This is a genomic window from Hymenobacter terricola (assembly GCF_017921975.2).
In the GTDB taxonomy this organism is placed as follows: domain Bacteria; phylum Bacteroidota; class Bacteroidia; order Cytophagales; family Hymenobacteraceae; genus Hymenobacter; species Hymenobacter terricola.
The window spans coordinates 274618-297563 of record NZ_JAGEMO020000004.1; the positions used below are offsets into that span (position 1 = coordinate 274618).

Here is a 22946-nt window from a genome sequence, read left to right on the forward strand (position 1 = left end):
CTGCTTAGCGGCCCATCATGCCGCCGGGGCCGCCTTTCATGCCGCCCATCATCTTCTGCATCTGGGCCAGGCCGCCTTTGGTCTGGCTGAGCTTGTTCATGGTGCGCATCATCTTGCGCATGTCCTCAAACTGCTTCATCAGGGCATTAACCTGCTGAATATCGGTGCCGGAGCCCTTGGCCAGGCGGCGCTTGCGCGAGCCGTTCAGCAGGTCGGGGTTGGCCCGCTCCTGCTTGGTCATGCTCTTGATGATGGCCTCGACGGGCTTGAAGGCGTCGTCGTCGATTTCCACGTCCTTCATGGCCTTGCTCATGCCCGGAATCATGCCCATCAGGTCCTTGATGTTGCCCATCTTCTTGATTTGCTCCAGCTGCGAGAGGAAGTCGTCGAAGTTGAACTGATTCTTACGAATCTTGGCGTTGATGCGCTTGGCCTCGTCCTCGTCGAACTGCTGCTGAGCGCGCTCGACCAGCGAAATCACGTCGCCCATGCCCAGGATGCGCTGGGCCATGCGGTCGGGGTAAAACAGGTCGAGCGCGTCCATCTTCTCGCCGGTCGAGATGAACTTGATGGGCTTCTCCACCACGGCCCGGATGCTGAGGGCCGCGCCTCCGCGCGAGTCACCGTCGAGCTTGGTGAGCACCACGCCGTCGAAATTCAGGCGGTCGTTGAAGGTTTTGGCGGTGTTCACGGCGTCCTGGCCGGTCATGGAGTCCACCACGAACAGCGTCTCGCTCGGGTTAATGGCGGCCTTCACGGCCTCAATCTCGCGCATCATCTGCTCGTCCACGGCCAGGCGGCCGGCGGTGTCGATGATGACGACTTTCTTGTTGTTTTTCTTCGCGTACTCAATGGCGTTGCGCGAGATTTCAACGGGGTTTTTGTTCTCGACTTCCGAGTACACTTCCACGCCGATTTGCTCGCCCAGCACCTTCAGCTGGTCGATGGCGGCCGGGCGGTACACGTCGCAGGCCACGAGCAGCACGGTGCGGTTCTGCTTCTTGATGTAGCTGGCTAGCTTGCCCGCAAACGTGGTTTTGCCCGAGCCCTGCAGGCCCGAAAGCAGCACCACGGCCGGGTCGCCTTTGATGGTGATGTCCTTCTTTTCGCCGCCCATGAGCTCGGTCAGCTCGTCGTACACGATTTTGACCATGAGCTGGCCCGGCGACACGGCCGTGAGCACGTCACGGCCCATGGCGGCGTCCTTAATGCGGTCGGTTACGTCTTTGGCAACCTTGTAGTTAACGTCGGCATCGACCAGCGCCCGGCGGATTTCCTTGATGGTGGCCGCGACGTTGATTTCCGAGATGCTGCCCTGGCCTTTGAGGGTCTTAATGGCCCGGTCGAGCTTGGTGGAGAGATTGTCAAACATGTATCACGGATTTAGACGGATTTTACGGATTTCGCGGATTCAGCTTTGGTGGAGCGGCCGGAATCAGGCTGAAATTGAACCCCAAAAGTAACCATAAAAGGCCGAAAACCGGCAAAGGGCGTACCTTCGCGGCCCGCTTTCTGTTCGCTAGTTACGTGCCCTCCTCCCGCCCGCTGCGCCTGCTCGTCATCACCTACTATTGGCCGCCTTCGGGCGGGGCCGGCGTGCAGCGCTGCCTCAAGTTTGTGAAGCACTTAGGCCATTTCAACGTGGAGCCTACCGTGATAACCGTGGACGCGGCGCAGGCCACTTACCCGGTGCTCGACGAAAGCCTGCTGGCCGACGTGCCCGCCAACGTACGCGTCATCCGGACGGCTACTTCGGAGCCGTTCGAGAGCTATAAGAAGCTGACCGGGCGGGCCGTGCCCTACGGCGGCTTCGCCAATGAAGGCAAGCCGGGGCTGATGCAGAAGGCCCTGCGCTTCGTGCGCGGCAACCTGTTCATTCCGGACCCCCGCCGCGGCTGGAACCGCCATGCCCTGGCCGCCGTGGAAAAGCTGCTGGCCACCGGCGAAACCTTCGATGCCGTGCTCACGTCCTCGCCGCCGCACTCCACCCAGCTCATCGGTTTGGAGCTAAAAAAGCGCCACGGCATCCGCTGGCTGGCCGACATGCGCGACCCCTGGACGGACATTTACTACTACAAAGACCTGCACCACACGCCATTGGCGGCCTGGCTCGACGCACGCTACGAGCGCCAGGTGCTGACTCAGGCCGATGCCGTGCTGGTGACTTCACCCGAAACCAAGCGCCTCTTCCAGGCCAAGCTGCCGGCGCTGCCTTCGGCCAAATTCCACGTCCTGCCCAACGGCTACGACGAATCGGACTTTTGCAAGCCCTCGCAGCCGCCCACCAGCTGCCTGCGCATCACCCACACCGGCACCATCACCGAGCTGTACCGCATCGGGCAGTTGCTCACGGCCCTCGCCACCTGCGCTGCTGCCCACCCCGACGTGCCGGTGCAACTGCGCTTCGTAGGCCAGGTTTCGGCCCAGCTCCGCGGCCAGATTGAGCGCGCCGGCCTCCTGCCAATTACGGAATTCATCGCCTTCGTTCCGCACGATAAATCGGTGGAATACCTGCTCAGCGCCTCGGTGCTGCTCATGGCCATTCCGGATGTGCCGCGCAACTTCGGCATTCTGCCCGGCAAAGTTTTCGAGTACCTGGCGGCCAATAAACCCATCCTCTGCGTGGGCCCCACTGGTTCCGACGCCGACAACCTCCTCCAGGAGTGCGGCGCCGGCCAGGCCCTGCCCTACCAGGACGCGGCGCTGATGCTCGAAACTTTAGAAGCCCTGGTGGCCCAGTGGCGCATCAACCCTAACCTGGACCTGCCGGCGCTCAGCCACACGCGCTACTCGCGCCGGGCACTGGCGGGGGAGTTGGCAGGAATTGTAGAATGACAGAGCCGGGCATCACATTAAACTGCCTGAAACTGTCTTAGTCCTTTGTCTTCGCAGCAGCTTACGCGCCTTTCAGACTTCTACATTTGTACTGATTGATTCAATGGCATGCAGCAACTCGCCTGTGTAACTCAATAACCTGCAATACATCAAAATTTCGATTACTTCCATAACTCATGAATCACCTCGATAAACTAAACGCTGCGTACCGTAATGCCCCGGAAATATTTCAAGCAGGCAGGTACTGGAAATCGTATGAGGAGCAAATTATTAACGAAGTTAAACAAGCTGATTTAAGCGAGTTGCGCAGCGGTAAATACCCGATTTTTACCACGTTCGGCTTCAACGATTTGGTGTATTACTACCATCCGCGGATGCCGTTTTACATCAAGTTCATCCGGCAGCTAGTGCGAAAGCTATTCATCGATAATCGTGCTTCTCTTCCTTATTCCCTGCGGCTAGCCGATATCCGGGAAATGGCTTACAAACACAGTACAATCCAGGGTAAACTGTCCGGAGCATCTCCGATTAGCAGCGTTGAAGCCAGTGATTTTGGCAAACCACAGGACTTATTTGTCGTCGGTGGCAAGAAATACACAATGAAGTTTTTAAGCTTCTATGTGAGGTACTGCTTTGCGCAGAATCACATTAAACTTCGGGGCGACGAAACCATTGTCGAACTAGGTTCAGGGTCTGGTTTCCAAGTGGAAGTACTGAAAAAGCTGTATCCAAAGCTTACTATTCTCTGTTTCGATTTACCATCACAATTATATTTATGTGAAAAGTATTTAGAAAATGTGTTCGGTAGTGAGAAAATTGTGAGTTCTGAGCAAAACATTGACCTATCCGACTTATCTAAGTTAGAAAAAGGTAAAATCCACTTATTTGGCAATTGGCAATTCCCATTACTGAAGGATTTCAAATTCGATATTTTCTGGAATGCTGCCAGCTTCGGTGAAATGGAGCCAGACATCGTGGCCAATTATCTGAGCTACGTGAAAGAAAATTGCAGCTGGATTTACCTGATGCAGGCAAGAAACGGCAAAGAAAGCTCCCCGGAAGCCGGAGTTGTCAAACCCATCTTATTCCAGGATTACAACCAGATGCTTGGCAGCAATTACCTCCTTGCCGAGGAAGATGATGCGTACGACGCCCACCGCAGGGTTTCGCAGACTGGCGGTTATTTCCAAGCCTTGTGGCAGCACATTAAGTAAATAAGGCCACATTGCGGATGACAACAAGCATTTCGGAACCACAGGCAAAACCACGATTACATGGCTTGGATTACCTGCGTGGCTTAGCTGCATTCGGGATAATGACTTACCATTATTCATCCTGGTCTTTTGGGGAACAAGAAGCAAGCTCTTTTCTAGGTCGGGTAGGCATTTATGGAGTCGCCATCTTTTATGTATTGAGTGGACTGACGCTTAGCTATATCTATCGCACTAAACTCCAGTTAACCTCAACTAGCTTATACATTTTCTATAAAAAGCGTCTTTTCAGGATATTCCCATTGCTATGGGTTGCAACAATTTTATCAATTCTCCTTTCAAAACGCTTACCCAATCCTGTCGACTTATTTTTAAATCTTACTGGACTGTTTGGATTGATAAAGTGGGACATTTATTTCGCAACCGGTGCCTGGTCTATTGGCAACGAACTAGTTTTCTATCTCACTTTCCCCTTATTAATTTTCCTTTTATTAAATCATAAGCCCGGTCTCTTTTTAGTCGCACTCATAGCAATCACTGCTTACATTTATTTTGCTTTTCACGCAATTAATCTAAATATCCCCCTATCTAAACAATGGCATACTTACACCAATCCGCTAAATCAATTTCTCTTTTTTGGGGGAGGCGTTATACTAGGTAGTATCAGGAAACCTGGCTCTGTAACTACAACCCAAAGTTTGCTTCTCGGTGCGATTGGGCTAATCATTTTTTTACTTGTACCAGTGTATGGAAATGCCGTCACACTCGTGACCGGCATGACCAGAGTATTTTTCACAGTGAGTTGCTTGCTTCTGTGTTATAGCTTTTACAGAACGGCCCACGCCCCCGCAATATTCGACAAGCCTTTAGCCTTGCTGGGACAAGCCAGTTATTCGCTGTACTTGCTCCATCCGATTGTGTATTCCATCGTCAAGGCGGGATTTTCTTTCATCTCAAAAAAAGGAGGTAATTATCCCGCAGCGTACGCATTCAGTATGGCAGTAATCGTTTCTTTAATAACCAGCTACTTGTCTTACCAATATTTTGAAAGGTTCTTTATTCGTCTTAGTCATAATCATCCAAACGTTGATGCTGCTGACCAAGTGCGTAAGTAAAATTTTCAGTTAGCTTTGATTACATTTTACACTCCACATTTCAAATCGATTCAACTCATCTACTTTTTTGTTAATGAAACATTCTCTACGCTCACTATATGTGGGTGCAGCTCTACCATTGAGCGCATTGCTCCCGTTTTCGGTTCTCGCACAGCCAACTATTTCTGGCTTATCACCAGCTGTGAATCAACGCTCTGCGCCGCGCACCAGCAGCGTCACGGCAACTTTTAGCGAGTCGTTGAATACTGGTTCGGAGGCAGGTTTGCAGATATTTAGTACGCAACGCGGCGGTAAACGTACTGGCAATTCCGGCATCACCACGCTAAGTGGAAGCACGCTGTCTTTTGCCCCTGCTTATGATTTCAAGCCGGGCGAAACAGTATCCGCTACCTTAACTACTGCCGCTCGGAGCAACAACGGCAGCTTGGCCTTGCCGCGCGTTTATCAATTTACTACTGCCGCTACCGGCGGCAATGGCACCTTTACGCTTGGGTCCGAAGTTCCGGTGGGTAGCAGTCCTTACATTGTATTAACGGCTGATATTGATGGTGATGGTGACCTGGATTTGCTGACGCCCAATTTTACGGGCAATTCAGTAAGCATTCGGCTCAACAATGGCAGTGGCGTCTTTAGCGGTGTAGTGAATACTCCGGTAGGCAGTCAGCCTCGTGGATTGGCCTTGGCAGATATAGATGGCGACGGTGATTTAGATATCATCACGGCGAACTACAATGCAAATACAGCCAGCGTACGCTTTAACGATGGTGCGGGAGTATTTTCTGGCAGTGTGGAACTGACTGTAGGCAGCCAGCCACAAAGCGTCGTAACTGCCGATTTGGATGGCGATGGCGACCAGGATTTGCTCATTTCTAATGGCGCCAGCAACACTGTTAGTATCCGGCTAAACACTGGGAATGGCACGTTTACTACTAATCCGGACGTGGTGGTGGGAAGTTTCCCATTCAGCCTAACTACCGCTGACATTGACAATGATGGAGACATTGACTTGCTAACTGGTAGTTATCAGAGCAACACGGTGAGCATTCGCCTCAACAATGGCAGCGGCTTATTTAGCGGTACCACTGACCTCGTAACTGGGAGCTTCAGCAGCCAGCCCCGCGGTGTAACGACAGCGGACATTGATGGCGACGGCGACCTGGATATCCTCGTTACAAATGCCGGCAGCAACAATATCGTCATCTTTCTAAACAACGGCAGCGGAGGCTTCACGCTCAACGCAACACTGCCGGTCGGCAATTTTCCAGGCGGAATTACGGCCGCCGACATTGACGGGGACAGTGATTTGGATATCCTCGTTCCCAATATTTTCGACAATACGGTGAGCGTACGGCTGAACAACGGCGTTGGTGTATTCACAAACGGCACGAACGTTTCGGTCGGCAGCCAGCCTTATCGGGTCGCGTTATCAGACTTGGATGGAGATGGCGACTTAGACATGCTAGCGGCGAACTTCAGCGGCAACACCGTGAGTGTGCGCTTCAACGATGTTTCAACGCTGACTGACCTCGTTGTGAGCACCCCCCAAAATGTGAGCGGCACGTACCGTAACGTGACTGTTACCGGACCAACTACAGGGGGAGCAGGCACCGGCACCCTCACTGGCTCCCTCACCGTAGTAGGCACCCTGACCATCCAAAACGGGGGCACGCTGCTCACGGCCTGCCAGCCGCTCATTGGCGTGGGCAACTTTTTGCTGGAAGCGGGCGGCACACTCGGCATTTGTGACCCGGCGGGCATTGAGCTGACGGGGAACACCGGCTCGGTGCGGCTTCTGGGCTCGCGCAGCTTCAGCAACGATGCCAGCTACATCTACAACGGTACGGTGGCCCAGGTAACGGGCGGCGCCCTGCCCAGCCAGGTCCGCAACCTGACGACGACCAATGCCAGCAGCGTTACCCTGAATGGGCCGGAGACGGTGGTGCAGGCGCTTACGGTGGGCGCGGCCGGCAACCTGGTGCTGAACGGACAGGCGCTGACGCTGCCCTCGAATGCGACCGGCACGGCCCTGGTGGTGAACAGCGGAACGGGCATTGTGCAGGGCAGCACGGCTCTGATGCAGCGCTACCTCGACCCATCGATTAATGCTGGCCTGGGATACCGCCACTACAGCGCCCCGGTGGCCGCCGCTACGGTAGCCGCCCTGGCCACGCCGGGGTTTTCGCCGGTGCTGAGTGGCACGTACAACAGCTCGGCCACGCCGGGGCAGGTCACGCCTTTTCCCACCGTGTTCGGCTACGACCAGGCCCGGCTGGCCTCGACGGCCAACAACCTCAACGCCTTTGACAAGGGCTGGATTTCTCCGCTTAGCACCGCCGACGGCCTGACGGTGGGCCGCGGCTACACGGTGAATATTGCCGCTTCGGAAAAGGTGGCTTTTAGCGGTGCGCTCAACAACGGCACCCTGAGTGTGCCACTGGCCCGCAACACCGGCGCCACCGCCCCCGACGCGGGCTGGGCCCTGGTGGGCAACCCCTACCCCGCCCCGCTCGACTGGAGCCAGGTGGCGGGCACCGACCGCGTAAACCTGGACGCGGCCATGTACGTGTTTGAAAGCAGCAGCCAGTACAGCGGTTCTTACCGCGCCTACACCAACGGGGTGGGCGGCGGAAGCCCGCTCATCGGCTCCAGCCAGGGCTTTTTCGTGCGGGTGAGTGCTGGCCAGACTACGGGCAGCCTCACCTTCCGCAACACGCAGCGCGTGACTACTTACGCCAGCCAGGTGCCCGTGCGGCGCGGCGCGGCCGATACCCGCCCGCTGGTGCAATTGCAGCTGCAAGGCCCGGCTGGCCCGGCCGATGCCCTGTTTGTGTATGCCGAGGCGGGCGCCACCACCGGGGCTGATTCCGAATTCGATGCGGTGAAGCTGGCCAATCCCAGCGGGCTGAATCTGGCCTCGGTGACCAACCCGGCAACCTTGCTGGCCATCGACGGCCGCGCCCAGTTTACGGCGGCTACGGCGGTGCCCTTGAGCATCGGTGTGCCGGCGAGTGGCCGCTACACGTTGCGTGCTGAGCAGCTGCTGAACCTGCCGCTCAACCTGGACGCTTACCTGCTGGACACCCAAACCGGCCAGCAAATCAACCTGCGCCAGCAGGCCAGCTACGCGTTCAGCGTCACGGCGGCGCAGGCGGCGCAGGCAGCACAGGCAGCGCAGGCGCAAGCCGGGCGTTTCGAGCTGCGCTTTGGGCCGGCCACCGGGCCGTTGGCAACGAGCACTGCTCATTCCGCCGCTGAAGTGCAGGTGTATCCCAACCCCGCACACGCCAGCTTCTCGGTGCTGCTGCCCGCAACGGCCACCGGCACGGTTGCGCAAGCACTGCTTTTCAACAGCTTAGGCCAGCAGGTACGCACGCTTATCCAGCTTTCGGGCACTGGCACAGCCACCACCGTTGATGTTTCCGATTTGGCCAAAGGCATTTACACCTTGCGCGTGCAAATTGGAACAACTCTGATTATTAAACGGCTGGCTGTGCAATAATACCTTGGTTGTAACAATGACAAAAAAGGCTTGCGGTACTAACCGCAAGCCTTTTTTATGTCTCATTTAATAGACATGTTGCAGCGCTGCATTAGCTACAATGGCGGTTTGACCAATTTACAAAAGCTGTTCGGAGACTGGAAACGCACTGACACATCAGATGCTTCAAAATCAGGAACAATTCAATCAACCAATACCCTGCCCAACAATGCATTATGCGGCAGGCTGTTGCAACAAGTCTAATTTACAGGAATTACCCCGGCTGCGGCGTATTCCATTAGCCGCAAAGCGGCGACACGGTGGTAGTACAACCCGGGATTTATCGGATGAGAGCCGCAAAGCGGCGGCACTTGCGCTGGGAAAAATGCCGCCGCTTTGCGGCTCAGGAACTACATTTCCTTCAATTAACTACCAGCGTGTCGCCGCTTTGCGGCTGAACTTGAGTTAATTATTGCCAAACCGGCAGGGTCCTCAAATCCGTGGCCAGCTGCTGGCTGAAGGCGGTGCTGGCGGCGCGCTGGAGATGGTTGCCGTCGGTGGTGGCGTAGGGCCGGGCGCTGTAATCGAGGTAAGGCACGGCCAGGCTGGCGGCCGTTTGGCGCATGAGCTGGTCGAAACCAGGTTGGTAGGCTTGCTCCAGCTGCAACAGCGACGGGCCCACGGGCAGGCGCACCAGCACCACGCGGCCGTGCTGCCGGAGCAGCGCAATGGTCTGGCGCAGGGCCTGCAAGCGGCCGGCCGACAGGTGCTGGCTGGCGGCCAGCAGGCGGTAGTCCAGCAGCTTGCGGGCGGTGCGGGCGCGCACCTGGGTGCTGTCGGTGCCAATGTTGACTTCCAGCCAGCCATCGGGGTGCAGGCGTTCGGTGGCCGTGGCGTAGTCGAGCAGCAGGCGGTAGAGCGGCTTGGTCTGGTAGCGGGTGAGGTAGGGCAGGTTGGGATTCTGGCTGACCTGGTGAAGTTGGCCGATGAAGGAATTATCCTCCGGAAACACGCCCTCCGGCCCGGTGAGCGACAATGACCACGGGTCCACGGCCACGATGAACAGGCCGTTTCGCACCTCCGGCCGCAGCTTGCGCCCGATGCTGCGCAGGTACGCCGGGCCATACGGCGAGTGCGTGAGCGTGAAAGCATAATTCAGCAGCGGCCCCTCAAACTGCCCGCCCAGCCGCGCCGTGAGTATCGCCGGCTGAATGCCCTGCGCCGCCCGCGACGTGCCCAGCACCAGCGAGCCGGCCGGCGGACCGGTGAAGCGCCCATAGAACGCATCGACCTGCCCTCTTAACACTACCGGCCCCAACGCCAGCAGTCCCAAAGCACCCGCGCCGGCCAGCAGCACCAGCCGCAGCAGCAATGTGGACATAGCATGCAGCACGGGCCTTCTCAAAATTGAAAGTAGATAAACGAGGTGCTGTTGAAGATGCCCAGGTACAGAATCAGCAGCGCGAGCCCCACGTAGCCGACCCAGCGCGTGGTGAATGGCTGCGCGGCCACCCACAATTGCAGGCTGCGGTTGCGGCCGAAGTACTCGACCACCAGCATGACCACTACGCCCAGGAAGGCCACGGCCAGCTCGGGGCGGTAGTGCTGCGAAAACTCCAGCAGCAGCGTGGCCACCTGCCGGCCGTGCAGGTTTTGCCAGCCGCTCAGCAGGTGCCGGCTGATGAAGATGGCATCGCCCAGGTTATTGGCGCGGAAGAATATCCAGGCGTACGCCACCAGCGTGAACGTAAGCAGCACGCCCAGCCCGTGCCGCAGTGCCGGCCGGGCGGCCAGGCCGGTGAGCTGCGCCAGCCGCTCGCGCCAGGGCCGGGCCCAGGTGCTCACCACCAAATACCCGCCGTGCAGGCCGCCCCAGACCAGAAACGTCCAGTTGGCCCCGTGCCAGAGGCCGCTGATGAGGAACACGGCCAGCAGGTTGCCATACGCCCGAAACTGGCCGACGCGGCTGCCCCCCAGCGGAATGTAGAGGTAGTCCCGAAACCAGCTCGACAGCGAGATGTGCCAGCGCCGCCAGAACTCGGGCACTGAGGCGGACAGATACGGCTGCCGGAAATTGAGGTTAAAATCGAAGCCCAGCACCCGCGCCGCGCCCCGCGCCAGGTCGGTGTAGCCCGAGAAGTCGCCGTAAATCTGGAAGGTGAAGGCCAGGGTGGCCAGCACCAGCAGCGGGCCCTCGGGGTGCTGGCGCGGGTTGTTGAAGACGGGGTTGACGAGCAGGGCCAGCCGGTCGGCCACCACCACTTTCTTGAACAGGCCCCAGGCCATGAGGCGCAGGCCGCTCACAATGCGGGCATAATCGAAGGCGTGCACCCGCCGAAACTGCGGCAGCATGTGCCCGCCGCGCTCGATGGGCCCCGCCACCAGCTGCGGGAAAAACGCCACGAACAGCGCAAACCGCCCAAAGTTCCGTTCCGCTGCCAGCCGCCCCTGGTACACGTCAATGATGTAGCCCACCGACTGAAACGTGTAGAACGACACGCCCACCGGCAACAGCAGCCCCAGCGCCGGCCCGGCCGCAAACGGCACATGCACCGCCGCCGCCAGCTGCCCCACCCCATCCCGAAAAAAGTTGAAGTACTTGAACACGAACAACGTGCCCAGGTTGCTGGCTAGGCTGAGGTAGAGGTAGGGCCGGCGCGCCCGCTTGGTGGGCAGCTGGCTCATGCGGTAGCCGCTGTAGTAGTCGAGCAGCGTGGTGGCCAGCAGCAGCAGGGCATAAACGGCCCGCCAGCTCATGTAGAAATAGTAGCTGGCCAGCAGCAGCAGCGGCCCCCGCCAGCGCGCCGGCAGCCCGTAGTATAGCCCGACAACTATCGGGAAAAAGACCAGGAAATGGAGAGAATTGAATAGCATTCGCAACGCGAATGTAGGAACGCGCCACGGCGTGTTCAATCGTGAGGCCCCTGACAGGATGCCTTAGGCCCACGATTGAAAGCACAAGGAAGCCCGCCGACCGAACGATTGAACGCGCCGTGGCGCGTTCCTACACCCCTGACCCCTACTTTTGCAGTCCTGTTTCGCTTACTTTATTTCATGGCTCTCGACCTCAACCACAAATCCATCCTCGTCACGGGCGGCACCGGCTCCTTCGGCAAGCAGTTCGTTCGCACCGTTTTCGAAAAATTTCCGCAGGTGAAACGCCTCGTGGTCTTCTCGCGCGACGAGCTGAAACAGTATGAGATGAGCCAGGAATTCAGCCCGGCCAGGTACCCGGCCATCCGCTATTTCATCGGCGATGTGCGGGATTCCCAGCGCCTGCACCGGGCCTGCGAAGGCATCGACATCGTGATTCACGCCGCCGCCCTCAAGCAGGTGCCCGCCGCCGAATACAACCCGATGGAGTGCATCAAGACGAATATTTTTGGCGCCGAGAACGTCATCAACGCCGCCCTCGACTCCGGCGTGAAGGACGTGGTGGCCCTGAGCACCGACAAAGCCGCGGCCCCCATCAACCTCTACGGCGCCACCAAGCTGTGCTCGGACAAGCTCTTCGTGGCGGCCAATAACATGAAGGGCGCTCGCGATTTGCGCTTCTCGGTGGTGCGCTACGGCAACGTAATTGGCTCGCGCGGCTCGGTGGTGCCGTTCTTTTTGCGGGAGCGCCACAAGGGCGTGCTGCCCATCACCCACCCCGACATGACGCGCTTCAACATCTCGCTGGAGGAAGGCGTGGACCTGGTGCTCTACGCGCTGGAGCACGCCTGGGGCGGCGAGATTTTCGTCCCCAAAATCCCTTCCTACAAAATCACGGAAGTGGCCCGCGCCATCGGCCCCGAGTGCCGGCAGGAAATCGTGGGCATCCGCCCCGGCGAGAAGCTGCACGAGGCCATGATTACCGAAACCGACGCCCTGAGCACCGTCGAGTTGGACCGCTACTACGTCATCCTGCCCTCGATGCCGACCTGGAACGTGGACAAGTTCATCGATGCGTTCCACGGCAGGCGCGTGCCGCTGGGCTTCCAGTACGACTCGGCCAACAACGACGAATGGCTGAACGCGGAGCAGATTCGGGACGAAATCCGGCTGCACGTCGACGCCGCGTTTGAGGTTTAGCTGCCCGCCGCTGGCCAGCGGCGCTACGGGTTGCCAACCGGCGGACTCGGGTAAGAATGTTGCCGGCTTCGGTTGGCAAAAATCCTACTCGGGTCCGCCGGTTGGCATCTCCGGTACGCCGTAATCCTACTCCGGTAAAAATTTATCCTACTCGGGTGAATGTTTTGGCATCTCCGGTTGTCGGCTCAGGAACTCCGGGGCAAATAAGTCCTAGTCCGGTTAAAATTTATCCTAGTCCGGTGAGTCAGAAGCCTTCTCCGGTTGCTATGAGCGCGTCTCCGGTTGCAATAAACCGGTCTAATCAGCCGCAATCGGCCTTTCCTGAACTGCACAAGCCGGCTTTCTTAGTAAAGCCCAATTGGTACCTACCGCACCACTTCCACCCAGCCCTTATACTTCTGGCCGGTGGCGGCATTGGTGAGCAGGTAGTAGTACACGCCGTCGGGCTGGCCCGCGGCATCCCACGCATTATCGTAGCGGGCTTGCGTGTAGATTTCGCGGCCCCAGCGGTTGTACATGCGCAGGCCCCAGTCGGCGGCATTCAGGCCTTTGAGAACGAAGGAGGGGTTCTGTTCGTCGCCGTTGGGGGTGATGATGTTGGGGATGGTGACCGTGGGCGCGGCGCAGGGCTGCTCGCGCACCTGCACGGAGGCCCGCGCCGTGCAGCCCGCCGGGTTCTGGACATCAACCCAGTACAGCCCGGGGGCAGTGGCCGTGAGCGTGGCCGCCGTGCTGCCGTCCTGCCAGCTATACACGCTGCCCGCCGGCTGGGCGCCCACCGACAGCCGCAGGCTAAGTGGCGCGCACCCGGCCGTATCCGCCCCCAGGGCCAGCCGCACCTGCGGCGACGCGCTGATGCGCACCGTGGCCGTGGCGGTAGCCAGGGTCACGCCCTGGCGCCGGCGCTCAATGCGCAGCGTGTAGGTGCCGGGACTGGAGTAGATTACGTTCAGCGTGTCATCGGTTGCCAGCGTGCCAATGGCTGGCCAGCCAGCGCCCGGAAACCAGCGCAACGAATCGGTGGCCGCGCCGCCCGCCCCGGCGCCGGCCCGGAGCGTGAGCCGCTGGCCGGTGCAGCCAAAAGCGGCTTCGGGGACCAGCAGCGCGCCTAGGTTCACATCGTTGGGTTGCACGGGCAGGGCCTGCTTTGCCACGCGCCCGCCCAGTAGCTGGTAGCCGGGCGAGTAGCGGCACGCCCGGCCACGCGCATTCGGCGACAGAATAACGTCGAGCGCGCCCGTCTCCGGCACCGCGTAGTAAATAAAGCCGGTGGGTCCCCGTTGGGGATACCAGGGCACCTGGCTGGTTCCACTTCGGCCCAGCACACTGTACACGTCGAGGCCCGAAGCCGCCACGGCCGCCGGGGAGCCGGCCGCGAGGTCGAATTGCACCACTTGCAGCCCCGAGGTGCCGTAGCCACTGCTGTTATCGCCCTCGTACAGCCGGTTCACATATACCTTGGTCCCATCGGGCGAGAAGCAGGCCCCGAGCGAATACGGATTGAAGCCCGAGCTACTGGGAATGCTGAGCGGCGGGTACCGCAGCAGCTGCGGGGCACTCACCTGCCCCGTGGCCGGGTCGAACCGCAGCAGGTAGCTGCCGGCCACGTCGTTGTAGAACAGCGTGCGGCCGTCGGGCGAGGCCACCAGTGCGCCGTTCCAGGTGGCAAAAGAACTGAGCCGCTGGGCCAGCACCCGGCTCACCACCGTGCGCGCACAGGGCCACTGGCCCGCCCCGTCAATGAGCGAAGCCATAAAAATACCCTGCTCGTGCAGTCGGGTCAGCAGCCACAGGTCGCGCCCGTTGGCATGGCGCACCAGGGCCTGATAGGGGGCGAACTGCGCCTCCCCCAAGCGCTGCAAAATAGTGTCGGCCACTACGGGCTGGTTGGTTTGCGTGACCTGGCCGAGGCCCCCGGCCCCCGTCAGCAGCACCTCCGCCACCACGGGCAGGCCCGTAGAAAAGGGGGTCAGCGGCTGGGACGTACGCTGGGTAAAAATGTACGCCAACCCGCTCGGCGCCCCTTGCACGCGCACCACCGCGCAGCCTTGCGCCACCTGCGTATGGCCGCCCAGCGTCTGGCCACCCGGCATTAGCTGGTGCTGCCGGTTCCAGACCTGGTTGCCGTTGGTGTAAAGCAACAAGTTTCCCGCCGCATCGCTCAGTGTGGCACACCCGCTGGGTGCCGTCATGGCGCTGTTTAGCAATACCTGCGGAGCGTTGCTACCACCCGTAAAATGCAGGCCGGCCTGCTGCCCAAAATACCAGTTAGCATATTCGCCCTGCGCGCTCACCATCAACGGCAGGCAGGAAGCCAACAAGCCCCAAAACAGGCAAAAACAATGTCTCATGAGTTTTTTTCGGTAGAAGCGCAAAGTAAATAGCCCTCGTAGTAAATCCACCGCATGACCCCTACCCCCTATCTTTGGGTTGCATGAGCTTTCACCCCACCCGCCCCCTGCCCTACGGCCGCCAAAACATCACCGAGGCCGACGTAGCCGCCGTCACCGCCGCCCTCCACGCCGACTACCTCACCCAGGGCCCCACCGTAGCCGAGTTCGAAAAGCAGTTTGCCGTCTACATCGGGGCCAGATACGCCGTGGCCGTGAGCAACGGCACCGCCGCCCTGCACCTCTGCGCCCTGGCCCTGAACGTGCAGCCCGGCCAGCGCGTCATCACCACGCCGCTCACCTTCTCGGCCTCGGCCAACTGCGTGCGCTACTGCGGCGGCGAAGTCCACTTCGCCGACATTGACCCGGCCACCGGCCTGATTGATTTGGCCAAAGTGAGGGCTTTGCTCGAAGCGCATCCGCAAGGCCATTTCACCGGCCTCATTCCCGTCGATTTCGCCGGCTTGGCGGTTGATTTGGAAAAGGCCCGCCAGTTGGCCGACGAGTTTGGCCTCTGGATTATCGAGGATTCCTGCCACGCGCCCGGCGGCTTTTTTATTGATTCAAAAGGCCAGGAGCAGCGCTGCGGCAACGGCCGGTTCGCCGACCTCGCCATCTTCAGCTTCCACCCCGTGAAGCACATTGCCACCGGCGAAGGCGGCATGATTACCACCAACTCGGAGGCCCTGTTCCACCACCTGCTGCGCCTGCGCACCCACGGCATCACCCGCGACCCGGCCGACCTCATCCGCCCCTCCGACGGCGGCTGGTACATGGAAATGCAGGAGCTTGGCTACAACTACCGCCTGCCCGATTTCAACTGCGCCCTCGGCCTCAGCCAGCTCGCCCGCGCCGACGAAGGCCTCGCCCGCCGCCGCCAGCTCGCCGCCCGGTACGATGCCGCCTTCGCCCCGCTGTCCGGCCTCACGGTGCTGGCCCCCGGCCGGCCCGGCCACGCCTACCACCTCTACGTCATTCAAGTAGAAAATCGGCTTGGGCTGTACGACTTCCTGAAAACCAGGCAGATTTTCGCCCAGGTGCACTACATCCCCGTCCACCGCATGCCCTATTACGAAGGCCTCGGCTGGCGCGAAGGCGACTTCCCGCTGGCCGAAAACTACTACGCCCACTGCCTCAGCATCCCCATGTTCCCTACCCTCACCGACGAGGAGCAGGCCTACGTGGTGGCGTGCATTTCTGAATTTTTAACGCAGAATGAAGGCTAAAGCACGTCATGCAGAGCGCAGCGAAGCATCTTTACCGCTTCGTTGTGGTAGCATTAATTACTACCGAGGTAAAGATGCTTCGCTGCGCTCTGCATGACGTTCCGACAAAACCATAATTCCCCTCTTCCCTTGCAGCACACCCAACAAGAAGACTTCTGGTCCGGCGACTTTGGCCGGGAATACACCGACCGCAACTCGCGCCCGCTCGATGAGTGGAACGCATTTTACCGCGACCTCTACGGCCACACGAAGCTGGAAATGAACGCCGAATTCCTCGGCGAGCTGTCCCGCGAGGCCCGTATTCTGGAAGTGGGCTGCAACACCGGCATGCAGCTGGTGGGCCTGCAAGCCGCCGGCTTCACCAACCTGTACGGCGTGGAGCTGCAAGGCTACGCCGTGGAGAAAGCCCGCGATTTCGTGCGCGGCGTGAACATCCTGCAAGGCAGCGGCTTCGATTTGCCCTTCAAGGACAATTACTTCGACGTGACCTGCACCAACGGCGTGCTCATCCACATCGCGCCCGACGACCTGCCGCGCATCATGAGCGAGATGGTGCGCACCTCCCATCGCTACATCATGGGCTACGAATACTACGCCCCCGAAACCACGCCCATCAAGTACCGGGGCAACGAAGGCTTCCTCTGGAAAACCGACTTCGCCCAGGTCTTCCTGAACAACTTCCCCAACCTGCGCCTGGTGAAGCAGCGCCTCTACCCCTACATCAACGACGCCGAGCGCGGCAACCAGGACGTGATTTACCTGCTCGAAAAAACCTCCTGATGCAGCACGCCGGCATCATTTCGCAGGTGCGGATGGGCAGCACCCGGCTGCCCAGCAAGGTGCTGCTGCCCGCCGCCGGCCGCCCGCTGCTCGACTACCACGTCGCCCGCGCCCGGCAAAGCGGCCTGCCCATCTACCTGGCCACCACCACCGAGCCGGCCGATGACGTGCTGGCCGCCTACGCCGAAACCAACCACACTCCCTACCACCGGGGCAGCGAGGCCGACGTGCTGGCCCGCTACTACGAGACGGCCCGGAAGTTCGGCCTCGACGTCATCGTGCGCGTCACTTCCGACTGCCCGCTGGTGGACGGTCCCCTCATCGGGGCCGCCGTCGCGCGCTACCTGAAAGAGGGCAACCCGCTGGTGTACCGCTCCAATTCCATCGTCCGCACCTTCCCACGGGGGCTGGATTTCGAGATTTTCTCCATGGAAATGCTGGCCGAAGCCTACGCCCACGCCACGCTGCCCTACGAGCGGGAGCACGTCACGCCCTACCTCAAAGCCAACCCGGCCACGGCCGGCCGCGTCATTTACCGCGACGAAGTGTGGCCTGGCGGCGACTTCAGCCGCTTCCGCATCACGCTGGACACGGCCGAGGATTACGCCGTCCTGAAGGCCCTAATCGAGCAGCACCACGCCGAGAAGTTGAACGCAACGGACCTGCTGGCCCTGCTCGAAGCCCACCCCGAAATCATGGCCCTGAACGCGCACATCGAGCAAAAGACCACATGACCCCGCCCGATACCCTGCGCCTGAACGAGTTCGGCTTCTACGAAATCAAGGACAAGCCGACGCCCGCCGCGCTGAGCGACTACTACGCCAAACGCTACTACCAGGAAAACCTGACCACCTACCAGCCCGAGTACCCGGCCGAGGAGTTGGAGCACATCGAAGGCAAGCTGCGGCTGCGCCACTGGGTGCTGGAGCAGCTGCGCGGGGCCAGCGGCTCCGGCGCGTTTCTCGACATCGGCAGCGGCGAGGGCTGGGCCCTGGCTTACTTCCAGCGCCAGGGCTGGGACGTGCTGGGCCTGGATTTCAGCAGCTTCAGCCTCGAAAAGTTTCACCCTACGCTACGGGACCGCCTGCGCACTGGCGACCTGTATGAGGGCGTGCAACAGCTGGCAGCCGACGGCCGGCAATTCGACGTGCTCTGGCTGGATAACGTCCTCGAACACGTCCTTGAGCCGGCGGACCTACTACGCCTCTGCCGCACCCTCATCAAGCCCGATGGCGTGCTGGTAGTGGATGTGCCCAATGATTTTTCGGCCCTGCAGCAGCACCTGCTGGCCAGCGGCCAAATCGACCGGCCCTTCTGGGTAGTCCTGCCCGACCACCTCTCCTACTTCAACCAACCCGGCCTGCGCAACCTGGCCGCAGCCACCGGCTGGCACGTCGCAAAAATCATTGGCGACCAACCCATTGACCTCAACCTGCTGAACCCCGCCACCAACTACGTGATGGACCGCACCGCCGGCAAAGGAGCCCACCAAACCCGCCTGGCCCAGGATAATTTCCTCCTGCGCACGGCTCCCCTTCCCGCCGTGGCCGCCTACTATGAAGCCCTGGCCGGCGTTGGGCTGGGCCGCAGTATTGTTGCATTTTTGCAGCCCATTTAGTTGTCAGTTGTTCGTTGTCAGTTGTCAGGTTGTTCTGATTAAATTAAAACTGATGAAAAAACACTGACAACTAACACCAAATAACGAACAACTAAAATGTCCTCTATTTCCGTGCTCAGCGGGGCCTCCGCGCCCGAGCAGTCGCGCCGCGAAGGCTTCGCCCAAACCCTGCGCGAGTCGCCCATTCCGAACACCGAGCTGCTCAACAATCTGGGCCTGTACCTGAACCGGCAGACGTTTTCGCGCCTGCTGTTCTTCACCGAGCTCTACCAGCAAATTATCCCGGTGCACGGCGTGGCCATGGAATTCGGCGTCCGCTGGGGCCAGAACCTGGCGCTGATGCATGCCCTGCGCGGCATCTACGAGCCGTTCAACTACAACCGCAAAATCATCGGCTTCGACACCTTCGGCGGTTTCCCGTCGGTGGATGCCAAGGACGGCGACCGGGTGAAGGCCGGCGACTACGGCGTGACGCCCGACTACCAGGCCTACCTCACCGAAATCCTGGCCCTGCACGAGGCCGACAGCCCCATTCCGCACAAGCGCAAGTTTGAGCTGGTGGCCGGCGACGCCTCCGAAACCGTGCCCCGCTACCTGCGCGACCACCCCGAAACCGTCATCGCCTTCGCCTACTTCGATTTCGACATCTACGCCCCTACCAAAGCCTGCCTCCAAGCCATCCGGCCCCGCCTCACCAAAGGCGCCATCGTGGCCTTCGATGAGCTGAACTGCCCGGAATTCCCCGGCGAAACGCTGGCGTTTGACGAGGTATTTGGCGTGGCCAACTACGCCCTGCGCCGCAGCCCGTTGAATCCGTTAATTTCGTATCTGGTGGTGTAGGAACGCGCCATGGCGCGTTCGGCGGCCGCGTTTATCTCCCCTTCCGTTCAACGATTGAACGCGCCATGGCGCGTTCCTACAATGACTACCTACCGCTCCCTCGCCCAGTCCGAATTCCGCCACGCCGCCTACCGCCTCGTCCCCATTCGCTACGAAGACCGGGAGCCCATCCGCGCCTGGCGCAACGCCCAGCTCGAAGTACTACGCCAAGCCGAGCCCCTCACGGCAGCCCAGCAGGAAGCTTACTTCCAACGCGTCGTGATGCCGCTATTTGAGCAGGAAAAGCCCAGCCAGCTGCTTTTCTCACTCCTGCACAATGAGGAGCTGATTGCCTACGGCGGCCTGGTACACATCTCATGGGCTGACTTGCGGGCCGAAGTTTCTTTCCTAGTCGAGCCCGAGCGGGCGGCCAATGCCGCCGCCTACCGCCAGGATTTTCTGGCGCACCTGCGGCTGCTGGGCCAGGTGGCTTTTGAGGGCCTGAAATTCAACCGCCTGTTCACCGAAACCTACGACATTCGCCCGGCCCACGTCGCCATTCTGGGAGAGGCCGGCTTCAAATTAGAAGGCCGGCTGCGGCAGCATGTGCGCCTGGCTCCGGATACCTTTGCCGACTCACTGATGCACGGCCAGCTGGCCGCCGACTATGCCGCAACCCTTGGAACTGCCCTTTAAACGAATCTTTATCAGCGGCGGGGCCGGGGTAATCGGTCAGGAAATGGTGCGCCGCCTGGCGGCGCTCAACGCGGACATTCAGGTGCTGGCGGGCGATTTGAAGCCGCGCCCGGCTGACTTCCCGGCCCGGTTCCAGTACCGCCAGGGCGATTTGAACTTCCTCACCGAACAGGAAATCGGCGTTTTTGCGCCCGATTTGTTCATTCACCTCGCCGCCACCTTCGAGCGCTCCACCGAAACCTACGGCTTCTGGGAGGAGAATTTCCGGCACAACGTGCAGCTCAGCCACCACCTCATGACGGTGCAAAAGGACCTGCCCTCGCTGCGCCGCGTGGTGTTCGCCTCCAGCTACCTCATCTACGCCCCGGCCCTCTACACCTTTGCCGAAGTGCCCGCCCAGGCCACCAGCCTGCGCGAAACCGACCCCATCCTGCCCCGCAACCTGACGGGCATGGCCAAGCTGGCCCACGAAATCGAGCTGCGCTTCCTCCAAACCTTTCGGGCCGAACAGTTTAGCACCGCCATCCCGCGCATCTACCGGGGCTACGGCCGCAACGGGCGCGACATCACCTCGCGCTGGGTGCGGGCGCTGCTGGCCGGCGAGGAAATCACGGTGTATGGCGCCGAATCGTTTTTCGACTACCTCTACGCCGCCGACACGGCCGAGGGCCTGCTCCGCCTCGCCGCCGCCGAAACCGTCACCGGCACCATCAACCTGGGCACCGGCCGCGCCCGCCGCGTGGCCGAGGTAGTGGATGTGCTGAAGCAGAACTTCCCGGAAATGCGGGCAAAGTACGTGGCTTCCGACATTCCCTTCGAAGCCTCGCAGGCCGACATGACCTTGTGGCGCAGCCAGATTGACTGGCTGCCGGCCACCACGCTGGAAGCGGCCATCCCCGAAATCATTGCCTTCGAGCGGGCCCGCCAAGGGGCGGTCGAAGCGCTGGAAGCAAAGGCTTCGGGCAATGTTCTCATCAGCAGCATTTCGGCCAAAGTGCCGCTGGCTGAAGCCGTAAAAAATGCCGCCACGCGTTTCAATGCCACTATGCAAGTGGTGGGCGGCGACCTCAATCCGCAGGCGCTGGCCTTCCACTACACCGACGCGCATTGGGTCACGCCGCTCACGAACGACGACAACCTGGCGGCCATCATCCAGCATTGCCAGGCGCAGGGCATCACGCGCATCATCCCGACCCGCGACGGCGAGCTGGCCTTTTGGGCGCGGCACCGTGCCGCCCTGGCAGAGGCCGGCATTGCCGTGCTGGTGAGCGCGCCCGCCGCCGTACAGCGCTGCCTTGACAAGCTGGAATTCAGCACCTTCGGCCAGCAAAATGGGCTACCCATTATCCCCACCAGCCTGCGCATCGACGCCCTGGCCGCCGACAACGCCCCGCTGCCCGCCAGCGCCGCCTTCGTGGTGAAGGAGCGCTACGGGGCCGGCTCGCTCAGCCTGGGCCTCAACCTGCCCTACGCCGCCGCCGTGGCCCACGCCCAAACGCTGACTGAACCCATCTTCCAGCCCTTCATTCAGGGCCGCGAAATCAGTGTGGATGGCTACGTGAGCCACGCCGGCCAGGTGCACGGCCTCGTGGCCCGCACTCGCGATGTGGTGGTGCGCGGCGAGTCGCAGGTGACGACGACCTTCCACGACCCGGCCCTGCTGGCGCGCCTCACCCCCATCGTGGAGAAGCTGGGCCTCTACGGCCCCTTCGTGCTGCAAGCCCTACTGACCGACGATGGCGGCCTGCACCTCATCGAGTGCAACTGCCGCTTCGGCGGGGCCTCCACGTTGGGCATCGCTGCGGGGGTGGATTCGTTTTTCTGGTTTTTGCAGGAAGCCGCCGGGGCCGATTTGAGTTCGTTTCCGTTTCGGCCATCACCGGTTCCATTGCGCCAGGTGCGGGCGGCGGCCGATGTGGTAACATCTTTACTGAGGAATGAAGAATGAGGAATGAGGAATTAACCCAGCCGGAATTCTTCATTCCTCATTCTTCATTCCTCAGTAAGCGCAGCGTCCTCGTTTTCGACCTTGATGATACGCTCTACCCCGAGCTGAGCTACGTGCACAGCGGCTTCCGGGCGGTAGCGACATTTCTAAGTCCGCTGCTGGGGGTGTCTTCAGAAGCTTTAGCGGCTGGCATGATTGCCGAGGAAGCTGCCCAGGGCCGGGGGCAAGTATTTGATAATGTGCTGCGCCAACACGGCCGCTGGAGCAAGGCGCTGGTGATGGCTTGCCTGCGCACCTATCGTCAGCACAAGCCAGAGCTGGCCTTATACCCGGATGCGGAGCGCTGCCTCACGCGCTTTGCCGATTGGCCACTCTACATCGTCACCGACGGCCACAAGGAAGTGCAGGCCCGCAAGGTGGCGGCGCTGAACCTGGCCGGCCGGGTGCGCCACGCCTATCTCACCAACCGCTACGGCCGCCACCGCGCCAAGCCCGACCCGCACGTATTTCAGCTGATTTGTCGGCGCGAGGGCGTGACACCCGGCGAGGTGACCTATGTGGGCGACAACGTACGCAAGGATTTTGTGGGCATTAAGCCGCTGGGATTTAAGACCGTGCGGATTCTGCGGGGAAACTACGCGCATCTGGAAGCCGATGCGGCACACGCGGCAGATAGGAGCATTTACACGCTGGATGAGCTGTAGCGCGAAGTAGCGCGGACTTTGTAGTCCGCGAATCAGGCCGTTGAAGTCGCGG

Annotated in this window: 18 protein-coding genes; 14 read left to right on the forward strand and 4 right to left on the reverse strand. The window is 60.5% G+C overall.

Annotated elements, in window-relative coordinates; genetic code table 11:
* Positions 1–4: 4 nt before the first annotated feature.
* Positions 5–1372 (reverse strand): signal recognition particle protein, encoded by a 1368-nt coding sequence (ffh, locus tag J4G38_RS06230; RefSeq protein ID WP_210515943.1) that lies wholly within the window; start codon positions 1370–1372, stop codon positions 5–7.
* Positions 1373–1527: 155 nt separating this feature from the next.
* On the opposite strand from ffh, the gene J4G38_RS06235 reads away from it, so the two are divergent.
* The 5 genes from J4G38_RS06235 (at position 1528) to J4G38_RS06255 (ending at position 8903) form a co-directional block, all read left to right on the forward strand.
* A complete protein-coding gene (locus tag J4G38_RS06235; protein WP_226163193.1) occupies positions 1528–2835 on the forward strand; it encodes a glycosyltransferase family 4 protein in 1308 nt (435 codons plus the stop codon).
* A gap of 176 nt (positions 2836–3011) precedes the next feature.
* The gene (locus tag J4G38_RS06240) at positions 3012–4049 is read left to right on the forward strand and encodes a putative sugar O-methyltransferase (protein WP_210515941.1); all 1038 of its coding nucleotides are present in this window, start codon (positions 3012–3014) and stop codon (positions 4047–4049) included.
* 65 nt (positions 4050–4114) lie between these two features.
* Positions 4115–5161 (forward strand): acyltransferase family protein, encoded by a 1047-nt coding sequence (locus J4G38_RS06245; RefSeq protein ID WP_262905931.1) that lies wholly within the window; start codon positions 4115–4117, stop codon positions 5159–5161.
* A gap of 73 nt (positions 5162–5234) precedes the next feature.
* Positions 5235–8660, forward strand: coding sequence for an FG-GAP-like repeat-containing protein (locus J4G38_RS06250; protein ID WP_226163195.1), 3426 nt, complete (start codon positions 5235–5237; stop codon positions 8658–8660).
* A 57-nt stretch (positions 8661–8717) separates the two neighbouring features.
* Complete coding sequence (locus J4G38_RS06255) at positions 8718–8903, forward strand: hypothetical protein (protein ID WP_226163197.1); 186 nt, start codon at positions 8718–8720, stop codon at positions 8901–8903.
* A 205-nt stretch (positions 8904–9108) separates the two neighbouring features.
* On the opposite strand, the gene J4G38_RS06260 is transcribed toward J4G38_RS06255, so the two are convergent.
* Complete coding sequence (locus tag J4G38_RS06260; protein WP_210515935.1) at positions 9109–10020, reverse strand: hypothetical protein; 912 nt, start codon at positions 10018–10020, stop codon at positions 9109–9111.
* Between the two features lie 20 nt (positions 10021–10040).
* On the reverse strand, positions 10041–11513 hold the full coding sequence (locus tag J4G38_RS06265) for an MBOAT family O-acyltransferase (protein WP_210515933.1): 1473 nt from the start codon (positions 11511–11513) through the stop codon (positions 10041–10043).
* A gap of 180 nt (positions 11514–11693) precedes the next feature.
* Here J4G38_RS06265 and pseB point away from each other — a divergent pair, with 180 nt between their 5' ends.
* Positions 11694–12713: a UDP-N-acetylglucosamine 4,6-dehydratase (inverting) gene (gene pseB, locus J4G38_RS06270; RefSeq protein WP_210515931.1), complete on the forward strand. Its 1020-nt coding sequence runs from the start codon at positions 11694–11696 to the stop codon at positions 12711–12713.
* Between the two features lie 365 nt (positions 12714–13078).
* On the opposite strand, the gene J4G38_RS06275 is transcribed toward pseB, so the two are convergent.
* Positions 13079–15064 carry a gliding motility-associated C-terminal domain-containing protein gene (locus tag J4G38_RS06275; protein ID WP_210515929.1) on the reverse strand — a complete coding sequence of 662 codons (1986 nt, stop codon included), beginning with the start codon at positions 15062–15064 and terminating at the stop codon, positions 13079–13081.
* A gap of 83 nt (positions 15065–15147) precedes the next feature.
* On the opposite strand from J4G38_RS06275, the gene pseC reads away from it, so the two are divergent.
* From pseC to J4G38_RS06315, 8 genes are all read left to right on the forward strand, one after another.
* Complete coding sequence (pseC, locus tag J4G38_RS06280) at positions 15148–16329, forward strand: UDP-4-amino-4,6-dideoxy-N-acetyl-beta-L-altrosamine transaminase (protein ID WP_210515928.1); 1182 nt, start codon at positions 15148–15150, stop codon at positions 16327–16329.
* A 129-nt stretch (positions 16330–16458) separates the two neighbouring features.
* Entirely contained in the window at positions 16459–17109 is a 651-nt protein-coding gene (locus J4G38_RS06285; RefSeq protein ID WP_226163199.1) for a pseudaminic acid biosynthesis-associated methylase, read from the forward strand.
* Complete coding sequence (locus J4G38_RS06290; protein ID WP_210515926.1) at positions 17109–17843, forward strand: cytidylyltransferase domain-containing protein; 735 nt, start codon at positions 17109–17111, stop codon at positions 17841–17843. The genes J4G38_RS06285 and J4G38_RS06290 overlap by 1 nt, the downstream gene beginning before the upstream one ends.
* Positions 17840–18727 carry a class I SAM-dependent methyltransferase gene (locus tag J4G38_RS06295; protein WP_210515925.1) on the forward strand — a complete coding sequence of 296 codons (888 nt, stop codon included), beginning with the start codon at positions 17840–17842 and terminating at the stop codon, positions 18725–18727. The genes J4G38_RS06290 and J4G38_RS06295 overlap by 4 nt, the downstream gene beginning before the upstream one ends.
* A 96-nt stretch (positions 18728–18823) precedes the next feature.
* Positions 18824–19567, forward strand: a complete 744-nt coding sequence (locus tag J4G38_RS06300; protein ID WP_210515924.1) for a class I SAM-dependent methyltransferase — start codon at positions 18824–18826, stop codon at positions 19565–19567.
* 81 nt (positions 19568–19648) lie between these two features.
* Positions 19649–20242 carry a GNAT family N-acetyltransferase gene (locus J4G38_RS06305; RefSeq protein WP_210515923.1) on the forward strand — a complete coding sequence of 198 codons (594 nt, stop codon included), beginning with the start codon at positions 19649–19651 and terminating at the stop codon, positions 20240–20242.
* Positions 20226–22190, forward strand: coding sequence for an NAD-dependent epimerase/dehydratase family protein (locus J4G38_RS06310; RefSeq protein WP_210515922.1), 1965 nt, complete (start codon positions 20226–20228; stop codon positions 22188–22190). Before J4G38_RS06305 ends, J4G38_RS06310 begins: the two co-directional genes overlap by 17 nt.
* The gene (locus tag J4G38_RS06315; protein ID WP_210515921.1) at positions 22187–22894 is read left to right on the forward strand and encodes an HAD family hydrolase; all 708 of its coding nucleotides are present in this window, start codon (positions 22187–22189) and stop codon (positions 22892–22894) included. The genes J4G38_RS06310 and J4G38_RS06315 overlap by 4 nt, the downstream gene beginning before the upstream one ends.
* Positions 22895–22946 lie beyond the last annotated feature (52 nt).